Source organism: Kitasatospora sp. NPDC089913 (assembly GCF_044748625.1).
Classification (GTDB): Bacteria; Actinomycetota; Actinomycetes; order Streptomycetales; family Streptomycetaceae; genus Kitasatospora.
Genome location: NZ_JBIVGI010000007.1, coordinates 178,553 through 196,839, shown reverse-complemented (window position 1 = coordinate 196,839; position 18,287 = coordinate 178,553). Strand labels below are relative to the sequence as shown.

Below are 18,287 nucleotides of genomic sequence, written 5' to 3'. Positions count from 1 at the left end.
TGGGAACACGCGCCACGCCAGGGGTTGCGCAAACGCCTGATGTGCTCCATCCGGCCTCGGAGGGGTAGGGTCATAGGCGGTCGGGGACATCCCAAAATTCCACCCCGTCGGCATAGCGTCCGGCGTACCTAACGAGGAGATCGGTTCGTGACGATCCGGGTAGGCATCAACGGATTCGGCCGCATCGGCCGCAACTTCTTCCGTGCGGTTAAGTCCCAGGGCGCGGACATCGAGATCGTCGGCGTCAATGACCTGACCGACACCAAGACCCTGGCGCACCTGCTCAAGTACGACTCGATCCTGGGCACCTTCCCGGGCGAGGTGTCCCACACCGCGGACAGCATCACCGTCGACGGCACGACCTTCAAGGTCATCGCCGAGCGCGACCCGGCGAACCTCCCCTGGGGCGAGCTGGGCGTCGACATCGTCATCGAGTCGACCGGCATCTTCACCAAGGCCGAGGCGGCGAAGAAGCACGTCACGGCCGGCGCGAAGAAGGTCATCATCTCGGCGCCCGCCACCGACGAGGACATCACCATCGTCATGGGCGTCAACGACGAGAAGTACGACGGCGCCAAGCACACCGTCATCTCCAACGCCTCCTGCACCACCAACTGCGTGGCGCCGCTGGCCAAGGTGCTGAACGAGAACTTCGGCATCGTCAAGGGTCTGATGACCACGGTGCACGCGTACACCAACGACCAGGTCACCCTGGACTTCCCGCACAAGGATCTGCGTCGCGCCCGCGCCGCGGCCCTCAACATCATCCCGACCTCGACGGGTGCCGCCAAGGCCACCGCCCTGGTCCTCCCGGAGCTCAAGGGCAAGCTGGACGGCACCTCGCTGCGCGTCCCGGTCCCGACCGGCTCGATCACCGACCTGGTGGTCACCCTGGAGCGCGACGTCACCGTCGCGGAGGTCAACGAGGCTTTCCAGAAGGCCTCCGAGACCACCCTCAAGGGCATCCTGCAGTACACCGAGGACCCGATCGTCTCCTCCGACATCGTGAACTCGCCGTTCTCCACGATCTTCGACTCGCTGATGACCATGGTCCAGGGCAACCAGGTCAAGGTCTTCGGCTGGTACGACAACGAGTGGGGCTACTCGAACCGCCTCGTCAACCTGACCACCCTCGTCGGTGCCGGGCTCTGACGCAGCGGGAGCTGACGTGAAGTAGGGGGGAGGGCCCGGAAGGCATGTGCGAAGCCGACCGGGCCCTCCGTCTGCGCACCCTCAACTCCCCATGGACGGCACAGCGTTGTGCCGTCCCCTGCTCCACCATCTCGCCAGGAGACCGAAGACCGTGAAGACCATCGAAGATCTGGACGTCGCCGGTAGGCGCGTGTTCGTGCGTGCGGACCTGAACGTCCCGCTTTCCGACGGCACGATCACCGACGACGGCCGGATCCGCGCCGTCGCCCCGACCATCGCCAAGCTCGTCGAACGCGGCGCGAAGGTCGTCGTCGCCTCCCACCTCGGCCGTCCCAAGGGCGCGCCGGACCCGCAGTTCTCCCTCGCGCCGGTGGCCGCCCGCCTCGGCGAGATCCTCGGCCGCCCGGTCGCGTTCGCGACCGACACCGTGGGCGAGAGCGCGAAGGCCACCGTCGCCGCCCTGGCCGACGGCGAGGTCACGCTGCTCGAGAACCTGCGCTTCAACGCCGGTGAGACCAGCAAGGACGACGCCGAGCGCAAGGCCTTCGCCGAGCAGCTCGCCGCGCTGGCCGACCTGTACGTGGGCGACGGCTTCGGCGCGGTGCACCGCAAGCACGCGTCGGTGTTCGACCTGCCGGCCCTGCTGCCGCACGCGGTCGGCGACCTGATCGCCACCGAGGTCGGTGTCCTCAAGCGCCTCACCGAGGAGGTCGAGCGCCCGTACGTGGTGGTGCTCGGCGGTTCCAAGGTCTCGGACAAGGTCGGCGTGATCGACAACCTGCTCGGCAAGGCCGACCGCATCCTGATCGGCGGCGGCATGGCGTACACCTTCCTCAAGGCCAAGGGCCACGAGGTCGGCATCTCGCTGCTGCAGGAGGACCAGATCCCGACGGTGCTGGACTACCTGAAGCGCGGCGAGGAGAGCGGCGTCGAGTTCGTGCTGCCGGTGGACGTCGCGATCTCCGCGAAGTTCCCGGACACGAAGACGCACGCTCCGGTCGAGGACTTCGAGGTCGTCGACGCCGACGGCATCCCGGCGGACAAGGAGGGCCTCGACATCGGCCCGAAGACCCGGGAGCTGTTCGCGGCGAAGCTGGCCGACGCGAAGACGGTGTTCTGGAACGGCCCGGTGGGCGTCTTCGAGCACCCGGCCTTCGCCGAGGGCACCAGGGCGGTCGCGCAGGCCCTGGTCGACAGCGACGCGTTCACCGTGGTCGGTGGCGGCGACTCCGCCGCCGCCGTCCGCATCCTGGGCTTCGACGAGACGAAGTTCGGGCACATCTCGACCGGCGGTGGCGCGAGCCTCGAGTACCTGGAGGGCAAGACCCTCCCCGGTCTCGCCGCACTGGAAGGCTGAATCACGCATGACTGAGCGTCTCCCGCTGATGGCGGGCAACTGGAAGATGAACCTCAACCACCTCGAGGCCATCCAGCACACCCAGAAGCTGGCCTTCGCGCTGGCCGACAAGGACTACGAGGCGGTCGAGGTCGCCGTCCTCGTGCCGTTCACCGACCTGCGGTCGGTGCAGACCCTGGTCGACGGCGACAAGCTGAAGATCAAGTTCGGCTCGCAGGACATCTCGCAGCACGACGGCGGCGCCTACACCGGCGAGATCTCCGGCCCGATGCTGTCCAAGCTGAAGTGCACCTACGCGGTGATCGGCCACTCCGAGCGCCGCGAGTACCACAACGAGACCGACGAGCTGGTCAACGCCAAGGTCAAGGCCGCCTACCGGAACGGGATCACCCCGATCCTGTGCATCGGCGAGCCGCTGGAGATCCGCAAGGCCGGCACCCACGTCGAGTACACCCTGGCCCAGCTCGACGGCGGCCTGAAGGACGTCCCGGCCGACCAGGCCGAGTCGGTCGTCGTCGCCTACGAGCCGGTCTGGGCGATCGGCACCGGCGAGGTGGCGACCCCCGAGGACGCCCAGGAGGTCTGCGCCGCGATCCGCGCCCGGATCGCCGAGCTGTACTCCGCCGAGCTCGCGGACAAGGTCCGGGTGCTGTACGGCGGTTCGGTCAAGTCGTCGAGCGCGGCCGGCCTGATGGCCAAGCCGGACATCGACGGCGGCCTGGTCGGCGGTGCCTCGCTGGACGCCGAGGAGTTCGTCAAGATCGTGCGGTACCGTGAGCAGGCAGTAGGCTAACGCCGCCGCAGCAACGTAGGCTTTGGGGCCGGACCACCCGACGTGGTCCGGCCCCTTCGCCGAAGATACGAGAGAGTTGGTCCCGTCGTGGTTATCGGGTTCTCGATTGCCCTGATCGTCTTCAGCCTGCTGATGATCCTCCTGGTGCTGCTGCACAAGGGGAAGGGCGGCGGCCTGTCGGACATGTTCGGTGGTGGCGCGATGTCCACCGGCGGTGGCTCCGCGGTCGCCGAGCGCAACCTGGACCGCATCACGATCGTGGTCGGTCTGGCCTGGTTCGCCTCGCTGTTCGTGCTCAGCATGGTCCTGAAGTACAAGAGCTGACATACCTCTGACGCCCCGTCGCCCCGCGGCCTATCCTGGAAGGGTCCGGGGCGGAGCCGGTGGTGGCGCATCCTTAACTCCTGCTTACACTAGGACGACTTTCGCCACCGACGCGCATCGCGGCGCGTCGGCGCACCAGCACGCAGGGAGTCAGACCGTGGCAAGTGGCAACGCCATCCGTGGCAGCAGGGTCGGAGCCGGCCCGATGGGTGAGGCGGAGCGCGGCGAATCCGCCCCCCGCAACCGGATCTCCTTCTGGTGTGCCAACAAGCACGAGACCCGGCCGAGCTTCGCGGCCGAGGCGGTCATCCCGGACACCTGGGACTGCCCGCGCTGCGGCTTCCCGGCCGGGCAGGACGAGCACAACCCGCCCGCGCCCTCCCGCAACGAGCCGTACAAGACCCACCTGGCCTACGTCCGCGAGCGGCGCACCGACGCCGACGGCGAGGCGATCCTCGCCGAGGCGCTGGCCAAGCTCCGCGGCGAGATCTGAGCAGCAGGCGAACACCGAAGGGCGCCACCCGTGACGGGTGGCGCCCTTCGGTGTTCCCGAGCCTCAGGCCGAGGCCGGGGGGTACAGCTGGGGCGGCAGCCGGTCCGCGGCGGCGCGGTCCAGCAGCCACAGGGTGCGGCCGGTGCCGTGCGCGCCGGAGGCGGGTGCCTGGAGCTCGCCGGGGCCGGACAGGGCCAGCGCGACCGCGTCCGCCTTGTCCTCGCCGGCCGCCAGCAGCCAGACCTCGCGGGCGGCCCGGATCGCCGGCAGGGTGAGCGAGATCCGGGTCGGCGGAGGCTTCGGCGCGCCGCGCACGCCGACCACCGTCAGCTCGGTCTCCCGCACCCCGGGGTGCTCCGGGAACAGCGAGGCGACATGGGTGTCCGGGCCGACGCCGAGCAGCAGCACGTCGAAGGCGGGCACCCGGAGCCGGTCGGCGGGGCCGGCCGCCTTCGCGAGCTCCTCCGCGTAGCGGGCGGCCGCGGCGTCCACGTCCGAGCCGTCGACGCCGTCCGAGGCGGGCATCTCGTGCACCCGCGCCGGGTCGAGCGGGACGGCGTCCAGCAGCTCGGCGCGGGCCTGGACGGCGTTGCGCTCCGGGTCGGCGGAGGGCAGGAAGCGCTCGTCGCCCCACCAGAGGTCCAGCCGCGCCCAGTCGATCGCGTCGCGCGCCGGGGAGGCGGCGATCGCGGCCAGCAGGGCGTTGCCGTTGCGTCCGCCGGTGAGCACCACCGAGGCGGTGCCGCGGGCGGCCTGGGCGTCCACGATCCGGGTGATCAGCCGGGCCGCGGCCGCCTGGGCCATCAGCTCCTTGTCCCGGTGGACGACCAGCTGCGGGGTGGCCGCGGTCATGCGCCCGCCTTCTTGGCGGCGCGCTTGGCGGCGCCCTTGCGGGCCCCGCCCTCCGGGGCGGTGGCGGCGGCCGTCTCCTCGGCCACGGCCTCCTCGGCGGCCTGCTCGACGGCCGCGCCGGCGGCCTTCGCCGCGGCCGCCGCCTCGGTGGTGTCCGGCTCCTTGAGCCGCTCCACCGGGGTGCGGACGGCCACCGCGTAGATGTCGTCCGGGTCGAGCCGGCGCAGCTCCTCGGCGATCAGCTCCGAGGTCTCGCGCCGCTTGAGCGCCACCTGGCGGTCCGGCGAGCGGGGCATCGAGAGGGTGCCCAGCAGGCCGTCCGGGCGGTCCAGGGTGATGTCCCCGTCCGTGGTGCGCAGGTGCACCGCGGTGATGCCCGGGCCGTTGGTGACGACCCGCTCGACGGGCACGTGCAGCCGGTTGTGCAGCCACAGGCCGAGCAGTTCCACGCTGGGGTTGTAGGACTCGCCCTCGACCACCGCGGAGGTGATCGTGGACGGCCGCTGGTCCAGCGCGGCGGCCAGCATCGAGCGCCAGCCGGTGATCCGGGTCCAGGCCAGGTCGGTGTCGCCCGGGGTGTAGCTCTGGGCCCGCTGGGCGAGCTGGCCGACCGGGGACTCGGCGGTGACCGCGTCGGTGATCCGGCGCTGGGCGAGCGCGCCGAGCGGGTCCTGCGCCGGGTGCAGCGGCGCGTTCTCCGGCCACCAGACCACGACCGGGGCGTCCGGCAGCAGCAGCGGCAGGACGACCGACTGGGCGTGCGCGGCGAGTTCGCCGTGCATGCGCAGGACGACCGTTTCGCCGGAGCCGGCGTCGGAGCCGACCAGGATCTCGGCGTCCAGGCGGGTCTCGGCGCGGGCCCGGGGCGAGCGCCCGGCACGCTTGATGACCGCCAGGGTGCGCGAGGGGTGCTCGCGGGAGGCGTCGTTGGCGGCCCTGAGGGCGTCGTACGCGCTGCCCTCGTCGGTCACGATCACCAGGGTGAGCACCATGCCGGCGGCCGTCGAGCCGCTGGCCCGGCGGGCCTCCATGAGCGCTGCGTTGATCTTGCTGGACGTGGTGTCCGTGAGGTCGGTCTTCATGGCCGGCGCCAGCTCCTGCCGTCTCGTGCGAGCATCTCGTCCGCCTCGGCCGGGCCCCAGGTGCCGGCCGCGTACTCCGCGGGCTTGCCGTGGGCGTCCCAGTACTTCTCGATCGGGTCGAGGATCTGCCAGGAGAGCTCGACCTCCTGGTGGCGCGGGAAGAGGTTGGCGTCGCCGAGCAGCACATCGAGGATGAGCCGCTCGTACGCCTCCGGGGAGGACTCGGTGAAGGACTCGCCGTAGGCGAAGTCCATCGTGACGTCCCGGACCTCGAAGGAGGTGCCCGGCACCTTGGAGCCGAACCGCACGGTGACGCCCTCGTCCGGTTGCACCCGGATGACCAGGGCGTTCTGCCCCAGCTCCTCGGTCGCGTAGGAGTCGAACGGCAGGTACGGGGCGCGCTGGAAGACCACCGCGATCTCGGTGACCCGGCGGCCCAGCCGCTTGCCGGTGCGCAGGTAGAACGGCACCCCGGCCCAGCGGCGGTTGTTGATCTCCAGCTTGATGGCCGCGTAGGTGTCGGTCTTGGAGTCCGGGTTGATGCCGTCCTCGTCGAGGTAGCCGCCGACCTCCTCGCCGCCCTGCCAGCCGGCCGTGTACTGGGCGCGCACGGTGTGCTCGCCCAGGTCGGCCGGGAGCTTGACGGCGCTGAGCACCTTGAGCTTCTCGGCCACCAGCGCCTTCGGGTGGAAGGACGCCGGCTCCTCGATGGCGGTGAGCGCCATCAGCTGGAGCAGGTGGTTCTGGATGACGTCACGGGCGGAGCCGATGCCGTCGTAGTAGCCGGCCCGGCCGCCGATGCCGATGTCCTCGGCCATGGTGATCTGCACGTGGTCGACGTACGACCGGTTCCAGATCGGCTCGAACATCTGGTTGGCGAAGCGGAGCGCCAGGATGTTCTGGACGGTCTCCTTGCCCAGGTAGTGGTCGATCCGGAAGACCTCGTCCCGGGGGAAGACCTCGTGGACGATCCGGTTCAGCTCCTGGGCGGACTCCAGGTCGTGGCCGAAGGGCTTCTCGATGACGGCGCGGCGCCAGGATCCGCTCGGCGGGTCGGCCAGCCCGTGCTTCTTGAGCTGCTGGACGACGGTCGGGAAGAACTTCGGCGGCACGGACAGGTAGAAGGCGAAGTTGCCGCCGGTGCCCTGGGCCTGGTCCAGCTCCTCGATGGTCTCGCGGAGCTTGTCGAAGGCCTCGTCGTCGCCGAAGTCGCCCTGGACGAAACGCATGCCCTTGGCGAGCTGCTGCCAGACCTCCTCGCGGAAGGGGGTGCGGGCGTGCTCCTTGACCGCGTCGTGGACCTCCTTGGCGAAGTCCTCGTCCTCCCACTCGCGGCGGGCGAAGCCGACGAGCGAGAAGCCCGGCGGCAGCAGGCCGCGGTTGGCCAGGTCGTAGATGGCCGGCATGAGCTTCTTGCGGGAGAGGTCGCCGGTGACCCCGAAGATGACCAGGCCGGACGGCCCCGCGATGCGCGGGAGCCGCCGGTCCGAGGGGTCGCGAAGCGGGTTGACGGGTGCCGACGGGAGGTCGTCCGCGTCCTGCACCGGGGTCAACTCGGGGAAATCAGTGCTCACTTGATGGGCTCCGCTTTCGTGCGCCGTTCGCAGGGGGTCACTTCTCGTCGGCGAAGGAGGCGAGCGAGGCGGTGACGGTGTCGAGCAGCTCGTTCCAGGACTGCTCGAACTTCTCGACGCCCTCGTCCTCCAGCACCTGGACGACGTCGTCGTAGTCGACGCCCGCGGCGGCGATGGCGTCCATCACGGCCTTGGCGTCGGCGTAGTTGGGGACGATGGTCCCGCCGGTGACCACACCGTGGTCGTCGGTGGCGTCCAGGGTGGCCTCGGGCATCGTGTTCACGGTGCCGGGGGCGACCAGCTCGGTGACGTAGAGGGTGTCCGGCAGGGCCGGGTCCTTGACGCCGGTGGAGGCCCAGAGCGGACGCTGCGGCTTGGCGCCGGCGGCCTCCAGGGCGGCCCAGCGGGCGCTGCCGGCGCTCTTGCCGTCGACGCTGCCGAAGACCTCCTCGTACGCCTGGTAGGCGAGGCGGGCGTTGGCCAGCGCGGCCTTGGAGCGGAGGTCCTTGGCGTCGCCGCCGATCTTCTCCAGCCGCTTGTCGATCTCGGTGTCCACGCGGGACACGAAGAAGGAGGCGACCGACTCGATCTGGGAGAGGTCCAGGCCCTTGGCCTTGGCGGCCTCCAGGCCGGTCAGGTAGGCCTCCATGACGGCCTTGTAGCGCTCCAGCGAGAAGATCAGCGTGACGTTGACGCTGATGCCCTTGCCGATGACCTCGGCGATCGCGGGCAGACCGGCCTTGGTGGCGGGGATCTTGATGAACACGTTCGGGCGGTCGACCAGCCACCACAGCTGCTTGGCCTCGGCCACCGTGGCGGCGGTCTCGTGGGCGAGCCGCGGGTCGACCTCGATCGACACCCGGCCGTCGCGGCCGTTGGAGGCGTCGTAGACCGGGCGCAGCACGTCGGCGGCGTCACGGACGTCCGAGGTGGTGATCATGCGGACGGCCTCGTCCGTGGTGACCTTGCGGACGGCGAGGTCCTTCAGCTGGCCGTCGTAGGAGCTGTCGCCGCCGCCGATGGCCTTCTGGAAGATGGTCGGGTTGGTGGTCACGCCCACCACGTGCTTGTGCTGCACCAGCTCGGCGAGGTTGCCGCTGTTCAGCCGCTTGCGGCTGAGGTCGTCCAGCCAGATCGCCACGCCTTCGTCGCTGAGGCGCTTCAGTGCGTCGGTCATGGTGCTTCAGTCCTTACGTCTTTTGCTGCTGTGGGGTGTGTGGGGCGGGCCGGGGCGCCGATGTGCGGTCGGCGCCCCGGCCCGGGGGCCGCTAGCGGTTGACGGCCTCGAGCGAGCGGAGCGCGTTGTGGGCCTCGGCCACGACGCGCTCGGCGGTGATGCCGAACTCCTCGAACAGCACCTGGTAGTCGGCGGAGGCGCCGAAGTGCTCCAGCGAGACGATCCGGCCGTGGTCGCCGACCAGCTCGCGCCAGCCCTGGGCGATGCCGGCCTCGACCGAGACGCGGGCCTTGACCGACGGCGGCAGCACGCTGTCGCGGTAGGCCTGGTCCTGCTCCTGGAACCACTCGAAGGACGGGACCGAGACGACCCGGGTGGCGATGCCCTCGGCCTCCAGCACCTCGCGGGCGTCGACGGCCAGCTGGACCTCGGAGCCGGTGCCGAGCAGGATCACCTGCGGGGTGCCGCTGGAGGCCTCGGCCAGGATGTAGCCGCCCTTCGCGGTGCCCTCGGCGGAGCCGTACACCGTGCGGTCGAAGGTCGGGACGTTCTGGCGGGTGAGGGCCAGGCCGACCGGGCCGGGGTGGGTGGTCTGGCGCTCCAGGACGGTGCGCCAGGCGACGGCGGTCTCGTTGGCGTCGGCCGGACGGACCATGGCCAGACCCGGGATGGCGCGCAGCGAGGCCAGGTGCTCGACCGGCTGGTGGGTCGGGCCGTCCTCGCCGAGGCCGATGGAGTCGTGCGTCCACACGTAGGTGACCGGCAGCTTCATCAGGGCGGCCAGGCGGACGGCGGGGCGCATGTAGTCGGCGAAGACCAGGAAGGTGCCGCCGAACACGCGGGTCTTCCCGTGCAGCGCGATGCCGTTCATGGTGGAGCCCATGGCGTGCTCGCGGATGCCGAAGTGGATGGTCCGGCCGTAGGGGCTGGCGGACTTCAGCGGGTTGCCCTCGGGGAGGAAGGAGCTGTCCTCGTCGATGGTGGTGAGGTTGGACTCGGCGAGGTCGGCCGAGCCGCCCCACAGCTCCGGGATCACCTGGCCGAGGGCCTTGAGGGTCTCGCCGCTGGCCTTGCGGGTGGCGACGGCCTTGCCGGCCTCGAAGACCGGGACGGCCTTCTTCCAGCCCTCGGGCAGCTCGCCGGCCGTGATGCGCTCGAACTCGGCGGCGCGGTGCGGGTTGGCGGCGCGCCAGGCGTCGAAGGACTTCTCCCACTCGCCGCGGGCGGCCTTGCCGCGCTTGACGACCAGCCGGGCGTGCTCGATGACCTGGTCGCTGACCTCGAAGGTCTTCTCCGGGTCGAAGCCCAGGACCTTCTTGGTGGCGGCGATCTCGGCGGCGCCGAGCGCGGAGCCGTGCGCCTTGGCGGTGTTCTGGGCGTCCGGGGCCGGCCAGGCGATGATCGTGCGCATAGCGATCATCGACGGGCGGGAGGTCTCGGCCTTGGCGGCGGCGAGGGCGTCGGCGAGCGCGGCGACGTCGATGTCGCCGTTCGACTTCGGGGCGACGCGCTGGACGTGCCAGCCGTACGCCTCGTAGCGCTTGAGGACGTCCTCGGAGAAGGCCGTCTCGGTGTCGCCCTCGATCGAGATGTGGTTGTCGTCGTAGAGCGCGACCAGGTTGCCGAGCTTCTGGTGGCCGGCGAGCGAGGAGGCCTCGGCGGAGATGCCCTCCTCCAGGTCGCCGTCGGAGACGATGGCCCAGACGGTGTGGTCGAACGGCGACTCGCCGGCCGCGGCGTCCGGGTCGAACAGGCCGCGCTCGAAGCGGGCCGCCATCGCCATGCCCACGGCGTTGGCGATGCCCTGGCCGAGCGGGCCGGTGGTGGTCTCGACGCCGGCGGTGTGGCCGTGCTCCGGGTGACCGGGGGTGCGGCTGCCGGCGACCCGGAAGGCCTTGAGGTCGTCGAGCTCCAGGCCGTAGCCGGAGAAGTAGAGCTGGGTGTAGAGGGTCAGGCTGGTGTGCCCGGGGGAGAGGACGAACCGGTCACGGCCGGCCCAGGCCGGGTCGGTCGGGTCGTGGCGCAGGAAGCGCTGGAAGATCAGGTAGGCGGCGGGGGCCAGCGACATGGCCGTCCCCGGGTGTCCGTTGCCGACCTTCTGAACCGCGTCCATCGCCAGGACCCGGGCCGTGTCGACGGTCCGGTCGTCGAGGTCCGACCACTCGAATGCATTCGGCGTCGTGCTCACCCTGTCTCAGGGCTCCTTCCATTGTGAAGAGTGACCCCGTGAGGGACCGGGTCGGCCACGTCGCTGGGGCCGGACGCTGGGTGGTGCCGGTCACGGAGGGTAGATCCCGCTTCTGTGGGCGAGCCTACCGTCCGGCCCGGGGCTCACCCTCCGTGGTGGGAGAACCCTGGCATGTTGGCAGTCATTCCCCGGACATTTCGTGGACGACCGTGCGACCGGGGGCCCGGTCCCTTTGTCCACCCTCGCCCGGATCCGTCCGGTTCGCCTCTCCGGCGCGCGGGACGGGGGACCGGTGGTCCCGGCGGGCCCGGGAGCGGCTTCGCGGACAACGTTCCTGGTGGGGACCGCGGGGGTTCACCCGGGGGTGTGCGTTCCGCCCCGCCGGGGCACCCCGGGGCCGGTGGGGAGATATGGAGCGTCTAAGGTGGCGTGGTACGCGCAGAGCGGACGATTCGGGAACAACGTTCCGGTGGCCGCCTGTGAGGATTCATCTTCAGTTGGGGTGTTAGTGACCGCCGTCGAATCCCGTCCCGCCGGGGTCACCGGGGCGACGCCTGCGCACCGGCCGTTCGGGGCCCGTGTCGGCGCCTTCGTCGCACTGACCAAACCGCGGATCATCGAGCTGCTGCTGATCACCACGGTGCCGGTGATGTTCCTGGCGGAGCGCGGGGTGCCGAACCTCCTGCTGGTGCTGGAGGTGGTCATCGGCGGTTACCTCTCGGCGGGCGGCGCCAACGCCCTCAACATGTACATCGACCGGGACATCGACGCGGTGATGTCCCGCACCGAGCGCCGGCCCATCGTCACCGGCATGGTGTCACCGCGCGAGGCGCTGGTGTTCGGCATCGCGCTCGGTGTGCTGTCGACGCTCTGGCTGGGCCTCCTGGTCAACTGGCTGTCCTCCGCGCTGGCGCTCGGCGCGCTCCTCTTCTATGTGTTCGTCTACACGCTGGGGCTGAAGCGCCGCACCGCGCAGAACATCGTCTGGGGCGGCATCGCCGGCTGCATGCCGGTCTTCGTCGGCTGGGCGGCGATCACGAACTCGCTCTCCTGGTCGGCGCTGGTGCTGTTCCTGGTGATCTTCTTCTGGACGCCGCCGCACTACTGGCCGCTGTCGATGAAGGTCCGCGAGGACTACGCCCGGGCCGGGGTGCCGATGCTGCCGGTGCTCAAGGGCAACCTGGCGGTGGCCAAGCAGATCGTCGCCTATTCCTGGGTGATGGTGGCGGTCTCGCTGCTGCTGTGGCCGCTGGCCGACACCAGCTGGCTGTACCCGGCCGCCGCGGTGGTGCTGGGCGCCTTCTGGCTGAAGGAGGCGCACGCGCTGTACGGGCGGGCGAAGGCCGGTGTGGTCGGCGCCAAGCTGAAGGAGATGCGGCTGTTCCACTGGTCGATCACCTATCTGACGCTGCTGTTCGTGGTGATCGCGGTGGACCCGTTCGTGAAGTGACGCGGTGACGCAGGCGTGAGGAAGGGCCCCGGTCGAGTCGACCGGGGCCCTTCGCGTTCCTGGCGGTGCCGGCCGGGCCGGCGGGCGGCGCGGCGGGCGGGTGGTGCGGCGGGCGGGCGTCGCGGCGGTGCCGACGGGCTAGCGGTCGGGCAGCTCGGAGGGGCCGACGTGGCCGTCCAGCCAGTCCTTGAGCGGCTGCGAGGCGCGCAGGAACCCGGTGATCCGCTCGTACGCGGCGCGGGTGCCCAGCCAGGGTTCGGGAGCCCACTCCTGCCAGGCGATCAGCCCCTTGTGGCGGAGCAGCCCGATCCGGGGGTGGTCCTTGGGGTAGCCGCGCGGGGCGGACTTCAGGGAGTCCCGGCCGACCACCTCCGGCCCGGCCCGGCGGACCCGGTCGGCCACCCGCTCCAGCTCGGCGCCGGAGACGTCCTCGGCGACCGCGCTCCGGTAGCGGTCCAGCTGGTCGGGGGCGAGCCGGTACAGCCCGTTGCCGCAGGCCAGGCCGTCGGCGGAGAGCTGGACGTAGCCGCCGGCCGCCAGGTGGGCGCCGATGTGCGTCTTGTACGGGGACTTGTCCGCGCTGAACCGCACGTCGCGGTTGGGGCGGAAGATCTTTCCCGGCCCGAACTCGGGCTCGAGCTCGTCCAGCAGCCGTTCCATCGGCTCCCGCACGGCCTGCTCGTACCGGTCCTTGTGGGACTGCCAGAAGGTCTTGGAGTTGTCGGCCTCGAGGTGCTCGTAGAAGTCGAGCGCCTCGGCCGGCCAGCCGTCGAAGGTCACCCCACCAGTATGTGGCCCGGTGCACACGGCGCTCCCGTCGCCAGCTCTACTACCGCTCGGTAGCATGCGGGCATGAGCAGCGCAGAGACCGCCACCCCCGCCGCGCCGGACGCCCGTGCCGAGCGCCGCGCCAAGCGCATCGCCAAGAACCTGACCGCCTTCGCCGCGGCGCACGGCGGCAGCGCCGACGGTGTCGTCGAGTACGTCGGCGCGGTCGCCACCCGGATCGTCGTGGTCGGCGCCGACGGCGCCTGGGGCGACCAGGTCGCGCCCAGCTACGCGGTCGGCCGCCGGGCCGCCGAGCTGGCCGGGGTCACCCTGCACGAGAACTTCGAGGGCGAACTCGGTCTGAAGGTGCGCACCGGCGCGTACGAGTGGAAGCGGATGGCCGGCATCCAGATCGGCGGCTGACCCCGCCCCGGCGCACGAGGAAGGGCCCCGGTCTCCGTGAGACCGGGGCCCTTCGGCATGTCCGCGCGGGGTCAGGCGGCCGCGGCCTGGGGGGTGCGGGGTGCGGGGGCGTCGGCGGTCGCTGGGGCGTCCTCGCGGGTGCGCAGGGCGAGCGGGATCCGCAGGGCGGCGATCCAGATCAGGGTGGCGCCCAGCATGTGCAGGCCGACCAGCAGCTCCGGGACGTCGGTGAAGTACTGGACGAAGCCGATCACGCCCTGGAGCAGCAGGCCGATCAGCAGCTCGCGGGACCGGGCCCGGGCGGCCGGCGGGGCCTTCACGGCCACGAACACGAAGACCACCGCGATCGAGAGGCCGATCGAGAGGAAGGCCAGGTCGGCGTGGGCCTGGGCGAGCCGGTCGTAGTCCAGCGGGATCCGCGGGACCATCTTGTTGTCCTTGGGCGTGCCGGGGTGGTGGCCGGCGCCGGTGACCAAGGTGCCGGCGGCCACCAGCAGGCCGATCACGCCGACCAGGACCTGGGCGAGCCGCTTGATCGGCTCGGCCACCAGCGGCCGGGCCGGACCGTCGCCCTCCTTGGAGCGCTCCCACATCAGGGTCGCCACCCAGACCAGGGCCATCGCCGCGATCAGGTGCAGTGCCACCGTGTAGGGGTTGAGGCCGGTCAGCACGGTGATGCCGCCGAGCACGGCGTTGCTCATCACCAGCCAGAACTGGGCCCAGCCGAGCTTGGTCAGGCCGCGCCGCCGGGGCCGGGCGCAGCGCGCGGCGAGGATCGCCCAGCCGACGGCGGCGCTCAGCACGTAGGTGAGCATCCGGTTGGTGAACTCCACGACGCCGTGGAAGCCCATCTCGGCGGTCGGGGTGAGGCTCTCGTCGGTGCAGCGCGGCCAGGTGGTGCAGCCGAGGCCGGAGGCGGTGAGGCGGACGGCACCGCCGGTGACGACGATCACCACGCTCATCACCAGCGCGGCGAACGCGGCGCGCTTGACCACGGCGGCGGAGGGCTGCCAGCGCTCGGCGAGCAGGGAGAAGGGGGTGGTGTTAGGCACGGCGTCCATGGTATGCGGCCTTACAGCCGATCTTGGGGCGGGGGCGGGCGGAGGCCGCGGGGGCTTCGATGTCGACTTGGCGGTAAAACCACCATGGGCATGACGGGTCAAAAGGGACCATTCGGTCAAGGGGGTCAGTGGTCTTGACCAATTGCCGGTCTGGCCGAAAGAGTGCGGTTTGGTCCATACCTTTTTCCGGACCCCTCCCACACCCCCGCACACAAGCGGAGATCCTGCACATGCGCATATCCGTTCCCGCCGCCGCGCTCGCGCTCGGCGGCTCGTTCGTTCTGGCCGGGCTCGTCGCCCCGGCCGCCGCCCACGCCGTCGCCGAGCCGGGCCAGTGCCTGAGCCTCGGGGTCGCCAACCTCTACGGGGAGTTCGTCGAGGGCGACGACACCCACACGCCGGACGCCGAGGGCGCGGTGGCGGTCGGCGGCAACGCCGACTTCACCGGCGGCTTCTCGGTCGGCCAGGAGCTGACCCCCGAGCAGGTGAAGGCGCTTCCGGGCGGCAACGCCCTGGTCGTCGCCGGCAAGCTCACCGGCAACAACACCCAGGTGATGAAGGGCAACGGCGTCTACGGCTCGAAGGCCGAGGGCGCCGTGGTCCAGGCCCACCAGGGCACGGTCGCCCAGGGCAGGTCGCCGATCGACTTCGCCGCCGAGTTCGCCCGGGTGCGCGCCGTTTCCACCGCCCTGGCCGGTACTCCGCAGACCGCTGGCGCCAAGGTCGAGGCCAAGGGCAAGGAGCTCCACCTCACCAGCGGCGACGCCGCCTTCAACAGCTTCACGGTCTCGGCCGCCGCCCTCCAGGGCGCCACCGACATCTTCGTGAAGGTGCCGGCCGGCTCGGTCACCGTGGTCACCGTCACCGGCGACTCCTACGACATGGCGGCCGCGCGGACCACCGGTTTCCACCTCTGGGACGAGGGCAAGAAGGCCTACGTCCTGGACGACAAGCTGCAGAGCGCGCACGGCGGTGCGGTCCGTTCCAAGCTGCTCTGGAACTTCCCGACCGCCACCAAGGTGGTCAAGAGCAGCCAGGCCGCCTGGTCCGGCACCGTGCTGGCGCCGAACGCCGCGTTCGACCTCGGCTCGGCGGCCCCGGTGAACGGCTCGGTCATCGTCAAGTCGCTGACCGGCAAGGGCGGTGCGGAGACGCACCACTACCCCTTCACCGGCTGCCTGCCGACCACGCCGCCCACCACGCCCCCGACCACGCCGCCGACCACTCCGCCCGCCACCACGCCGCCGGTGGTGCCGCCGACCGGTACGCCGTCGGCGAGCGTCACCCCGAGCACGCCGGGCTCCACCGGGACCCCGAGCACGCCGCCGACCACCCCCGGCGCGACCGGCACCCCGGTGCCCACGGTGACCCCGGGCGCCTCGGGCAGCCCGTCCGTTCCGGCCACCGCGAGGCCGTCCGCGAGCGCGTCGGCGAGCCCGTCCGCGAGCGGGTCCGCCTCGGCGGCCGTGCCGGGCGCCTCGGCGAGCCCGTCGGCCGGGGCCGTCACCGAGGGCGGCCTCGCCCACACCGGCTCCGGTCCGGTCGTGCCGCTGACGATCGCCGGTGGCCTGGCCCTCGCCGCCGGTGGCGCGCTGGTCCTGGTCGCGCGTCGGCGCAAGGCGGCCGGCCGGGTCTGACCCGTGACGGACCGCTCCGTACCGGTTGAAGGAGCATGACCCGTTTTGCTCCTTCAGGCACCCCTGGTGATCGAAAATGATCACCAGGGGTGCAGTCTTTCGGCCACCCTGACCGTGTCCATTCGGGTCGTCCGCAGCCGTGTTGCCCGAGCTGACGGGCCCGCGAGGCCGCCGAAGCACATCCGAATGTCACCGGAAAGTCGAAATCCGGACGTGCAGTGGGGTGTGGAGCGGTAGGGGGCTGCCGGTAGAGTCCCCCGGACAGTCGTAGCGGGCCCACCGCTGTTCCACTCAATGCGCCTGCTGCACAAGACCGTTCGGAGGGAACTACGAAATGGCGCGACAGCGGCGGCAGATAGGCATCGGCAGTGCGGCGATCGCGGGAACGGCCGTGGCGGCCGTCCTGCTGCCGGTGGCGCTGGCGACCAGTGCCTCGGCCCACGTCCCGACCTGGCAGGTCACCTGCGACAAGATCGTGATCGACCTCGCCAACTACAGCGACAAGGCGGGCGTCAAGAACGCCGTCAGCCTGACCGTCGACGGCGAGAAGCTGCTGGACCAGAAGGAGTTCGGCAAGAGCTTCAAGCAGACCTTCCCGGTGAAGGCCCACAGTGCGCCGATCAAGGCGACGTTCGTGGTGACCACCACCGAGGACCCGAAAAACGGCGACTGGAACAAGACGGAGACGAAGACGATCGAGGTCTGCGCGACCCCGACGCCCACCCCGACTCCCAGCCAGACCGTCACCCCGACGCCGACGCCGACCCCCACGGCGACGCAGACCCCCACCCCGTCGCCCACCGCGACGGTGACGCCGACGACGTCGCCCACCGCCACGGTGACGCCGACCCCGCCCCCGGTCACCCCGACCGTGACGCCGAGCCGGTCGTCGACGCCCACGTCCACCCCGTCGACCGCCGCGCCCGTCCCGCCCGTGACGTCCGCGCCGACCCCGGCCGGCCCGGCGCTGGCCGCGACCGGTAGCAGCGACGCCACCCCGGTCATCGCGGCAGTCGGCGGTGGTGTCGTGCTCCTCGGCGGCGCGCTCGTCCTGCTCGCCCGCCGCCGCCGCGGCGGCGACCAGGGCTGAGGCGCGGCGCAGGGCCGAGGCGCAGCGCAGGGCTGAGGCCCGGCGCGTCCCGCACCGGGCGGCTCACGGCGGCCCCCGCTCACCCGAGCGAGGGGCCGCCGTCATGGGCGGGCGGTGCGGGATGCGCCGGGCGTGACGGTCAGGACACCAGCTTGACGACCGCCTGCGCCGCCGCCTTCCCCGCCGCGGACACGATCGCCTGCACGAGGTCGCCGAGAGCGCCCGCGACGCCCGCCGCGAGAGTGTCCGTCGCGTCCAGGTCGGCCTTGAAGGTGCCGGCGAGGATGCCGTCCCACTTCTCGGTGATCTTCGGATTGTTGCCGGTGAACGTGAAGTCGTCGTTGCGGTCCGGGGTGCCGAAGGGCAGACCGGCGACGGTCCCCTCCGTGTGGCCGGAGTGCTGGAAGGTGAACACGGTCCCGTCCGGCGTCATCACGGCGGCGGTGATCGTGTAGTCGATGTTGTCGAAGCCGCTGTCGTGCGCGTGGGTGCTGAACGAGAAGAAGCCGTCCTGCCGCATCACGACGTGCGCCGCGCCTCCGATGGCGATGTCGGTGGTGACGTTCTGGTCGAAGTTCTTGCTCGAGGTGTCGTACCAGAAGCTGTCCTGGACCGAGCTGTCACCGCCGATCCACCAGAGTTCCATGCTGCCGGGGATGCGGGAGACGGCGGTGATGCCGCCGTTGGTGGAGGCGTTTCCGGCGGGGGCGATCTCGTAGCGGGTCCAGGGTGTGCCGTCGTACCAGTAGGCGCCCTGGACGGAGCCGTTGCCGCCGATCCACCAGAGTTCCATGCTGCCGGGGATGCGGGAGACGGCGGTGATGCCGCCGTTGGTGGAGGCGTTTCCGGCGGGGGCGATCTCGTAG

General features: G+C 71.3%; 16 protein-coding genes and 1 pseudogene. 9 read left to right on the top strand and 8 right to left on the bottom strand.

Features of this window, described 5'->3' with window-relative positions:
• The first annotated feature begins 147 nt into the window (after window positions 1-147).
• From gap to ACIPYS_RS14050, 5 genes are all read left to right on the top strand, one after another.
• Window positions 148-1,152, top strand: coding sequence for a type I glyceraldehyde-3-phosphate dehydrogenase (gene gap / locus ACIPYS_RS14070; RefSeq protein ID WP_030394968.1), 1,005 nt, complete (start codon window positions 148-150; stop codon window positions 1,150-1,152).
• A 151-nt stretch (window positions 1,153-1,303) separates the two neighbouring features.
• Complete coding sequence (locus ACIPYS_RS14065; protein WP_093860101.1) at window positions 1,304-2,509, top strand: phosphoglycerate kinase; 1,206 nt, start codon at window positions 1,304-1,306, stop codon at window positions 2,507-2,509.
• A gap of 7 nt (window positions 2,510-2,516) precedes the next feature.
• Window positions 2,517-3,302 (top strand): triose-phosphate isomerase, encoded by a 786-nt coding sequence (tpiA, locus tag ACIPYS_RS14060; RefSeq protein WP_093860100.1) that lies wholly within the window; start codon window positions 2,517-2,519, stop codon window positions 3,300-3,302.
• A gap of 87 nt (window positions 3,303-3,389) precedes the next feature.
• Window positions 3,390-3,626 carry a preprotein translocase subunit SecG gene (secG, locus tag ACIPYS_RS14055; RefSeq protein ID WP_093860099.1) on the top strand — a complete coding sequence of 79 codons (237 nt, stop codon included), beginning with the start codon at window positions 3,390-3,392 and terminating at the stop codon, window positions 3,624-3,626.
• A 205-nt stretch (window positions 3,627-3,831) separates the two neighbouring features.
• Window positions 3,832-4,119 carry an RNA polymerase-binding protein RbpA gene (locus tag ACIPYS_RS14050; RefSeq protein WP_030308030.1) on the top strand — a complete coding sequence of 96 codons (288 nt, stop codon included), beginning with the start codon at window positions 3,832-3,834 and terminating at the stop codon, window positions 4,117-4,119.
• Window positions 4,120-4,182: 63 nt separating this feature from the next.
• Here the strand turns inward: ACIPYS_RS14050 and pgl are convergent, their stop codons facing one another.
• The 5 genes from pgl to tkt form a co-directional block, all read right to left on the bottom strand.
• Window positions 4,183-4,971, bottom strand: coding sequence for a 6-phosphogluconolactonase (gene pgl, locus ACIPYS_RS14045; RefSeq protein ID WP_093860098.1), 789 nt, complete (start codon window positions 4,969-4,971; stop codon window positions 4,183-4,185).
• On the bottom strand, window positions 4,968-6,053 hold the full coding sequence (gene opcA / locus ACIPYS_RS14040; RefSeq protein WP_400746081.1) for a glucose-6-phosphate dehydrogenase assembly protein OpcA: 1,086 nt from the start codon (window positions 6,051-6,053) through the stop codon (window positions 4,968-4,970). The genes pgl and opcA overlap by 4 nt, the downstream gene beginning before the upstream one ends.
• Entirely contained in the window at window positions 6,050-7,597 is a 1,548-nt protein-coding gene (gene zwf, locus ACIPYS_RS14035; RefSeq protein WP_093864831.1) for a glucose-6-phosphate dehydrogenase, read from the bottom strand. Before zwf ends, opcA begins: the two co-directional genes overlap by 4 nt.
• Window positions 7,598-7,664: 67 nt before the next feature.
• Complete coding sequence (tal, locus tag ACIPYS_RS14030) at window positions 7,665-8,804, bottom strand: transaldolase (protein ID WP_093860096.1); 1,140 nt, start codon at window positions 8,802-8,804, stop codon at window positions 7,665-7,667.
• Window positions 8,805-8,895: 91 nt separating this feature from the next.
• Window positions 8,896-10,992, bottom strand: coding sequence for a transketolase (gene tkt / locus ACIPYS_RS14025; protein ID WP_093860095.1), 2,097 nt, complete (start codon window positions 10,990-10,992; stop codon window positions 8,896-8,898).
• Between the two features lie 508 nt (window positions 10,993-11,500).
• Between tkt and ACIPYS_RS14020 the strand changes: the two genes are divergently transcribed.
• Complete coding sequence (locus ACIPYS_RS14020) at window positions 11,501-12,442, top strand: heme o synthase (RefSeq protein WP_093860094.1); 942 nt, start codon at window positions 11,501-11,503, stop codon at window positions 12,440-12,442.
• 138 nt (window positions 12,443-12,580) lie between these two features.
• Here the strand turns inward: ACIPYS_RS14020 and ACIPYS_RS14015 are convergent, their stop codons facing one another.
• Complete coding sequence (locus ACIPYS_RS14015; protein ID WP_231978536.1) at window positions 12,581-13,222, bottom strand: DUF2461 domain-containing protein; 642 nt, start codon at window positions 13,220-13,222, stop codon at window positions 12,581-12,583.
• Between the two features lie 72 nt (window positions 13,223-13,294).
• On the opposite strand from ACIPYS_RS14015, the gene ACIPYS_RS14010 reads away from it, so the two are divergent.
• Window positions 13,295-13,633, top strand: coding sequence for a hypothetical protein (locus ACIPYS_RS14010; protein ID WP_093860092.1), 339 nt, complete (start codon window positions 13,295-13,297; stop codon window positions 13,631-13,633).
• A 71-nt stretch (window positions 13,634-13,704) separates the two neighbouring features.
• On the opposite strand, the gene ACIPYS_RS14005 is transcribed toward ACIPYS_RS14010, so the two are convergent.
• Window positions 13,705-14,694, bottom strand: coding sequence for a heme A synthase (locus ACIPYS_RS14005; protein WP_093860091.1), 990 nt, complete (start codon window positions 14,692-14,694; stop codon window positions 13,705-13,707).
• Between the two features lie 230 nt (window positions 14,695-14,924).
• Between ACIPYS_RS14005 and ACIPYS_RS14000 the strand changes: the two genes are divergently transcribed.
• Both ACIPYS_RS14000 and ACIPYS_RS13995 read left to right on the top strand, forming a co-directional pair.
• Window positions 14,925-16,331: a choice-of-anchor A family protein gene (locus ACIPYS_RS14000; protein ID WP_400746077.1), complete on the top strand. Its 1,407-nt coding sequence runs from the start codon at window positions 14,925-14,927 to the stop codon at window positions 16,329-16,331.
• Window positions 16,332-16,665: 334 nt separating this feature from the next.
• Window positions 16,666-17,421 (top strand): LAETG motif-containing sortase-dependent surface protein, encoded by a 756-nt coding sequence (locus tag ACIPYS_RS13995; protein WP_400746075.1) that lies wholly within the window; start codon window positions 16,666-16,668, stop codon window positions 17,419-17,421.
• A gap of 139 nt (window positions 17,422-17,560) precedes the next feature.
• Here the strand turns inward: ACIPYS_RS13995 and ACIPYS_RS13990 are convergent.
• A pseudogene (locus ACIPYS_RS13990) lies at window positions 17,561-18,287 on the bottom strand (hypothetical protein); the annotation flags it as partial.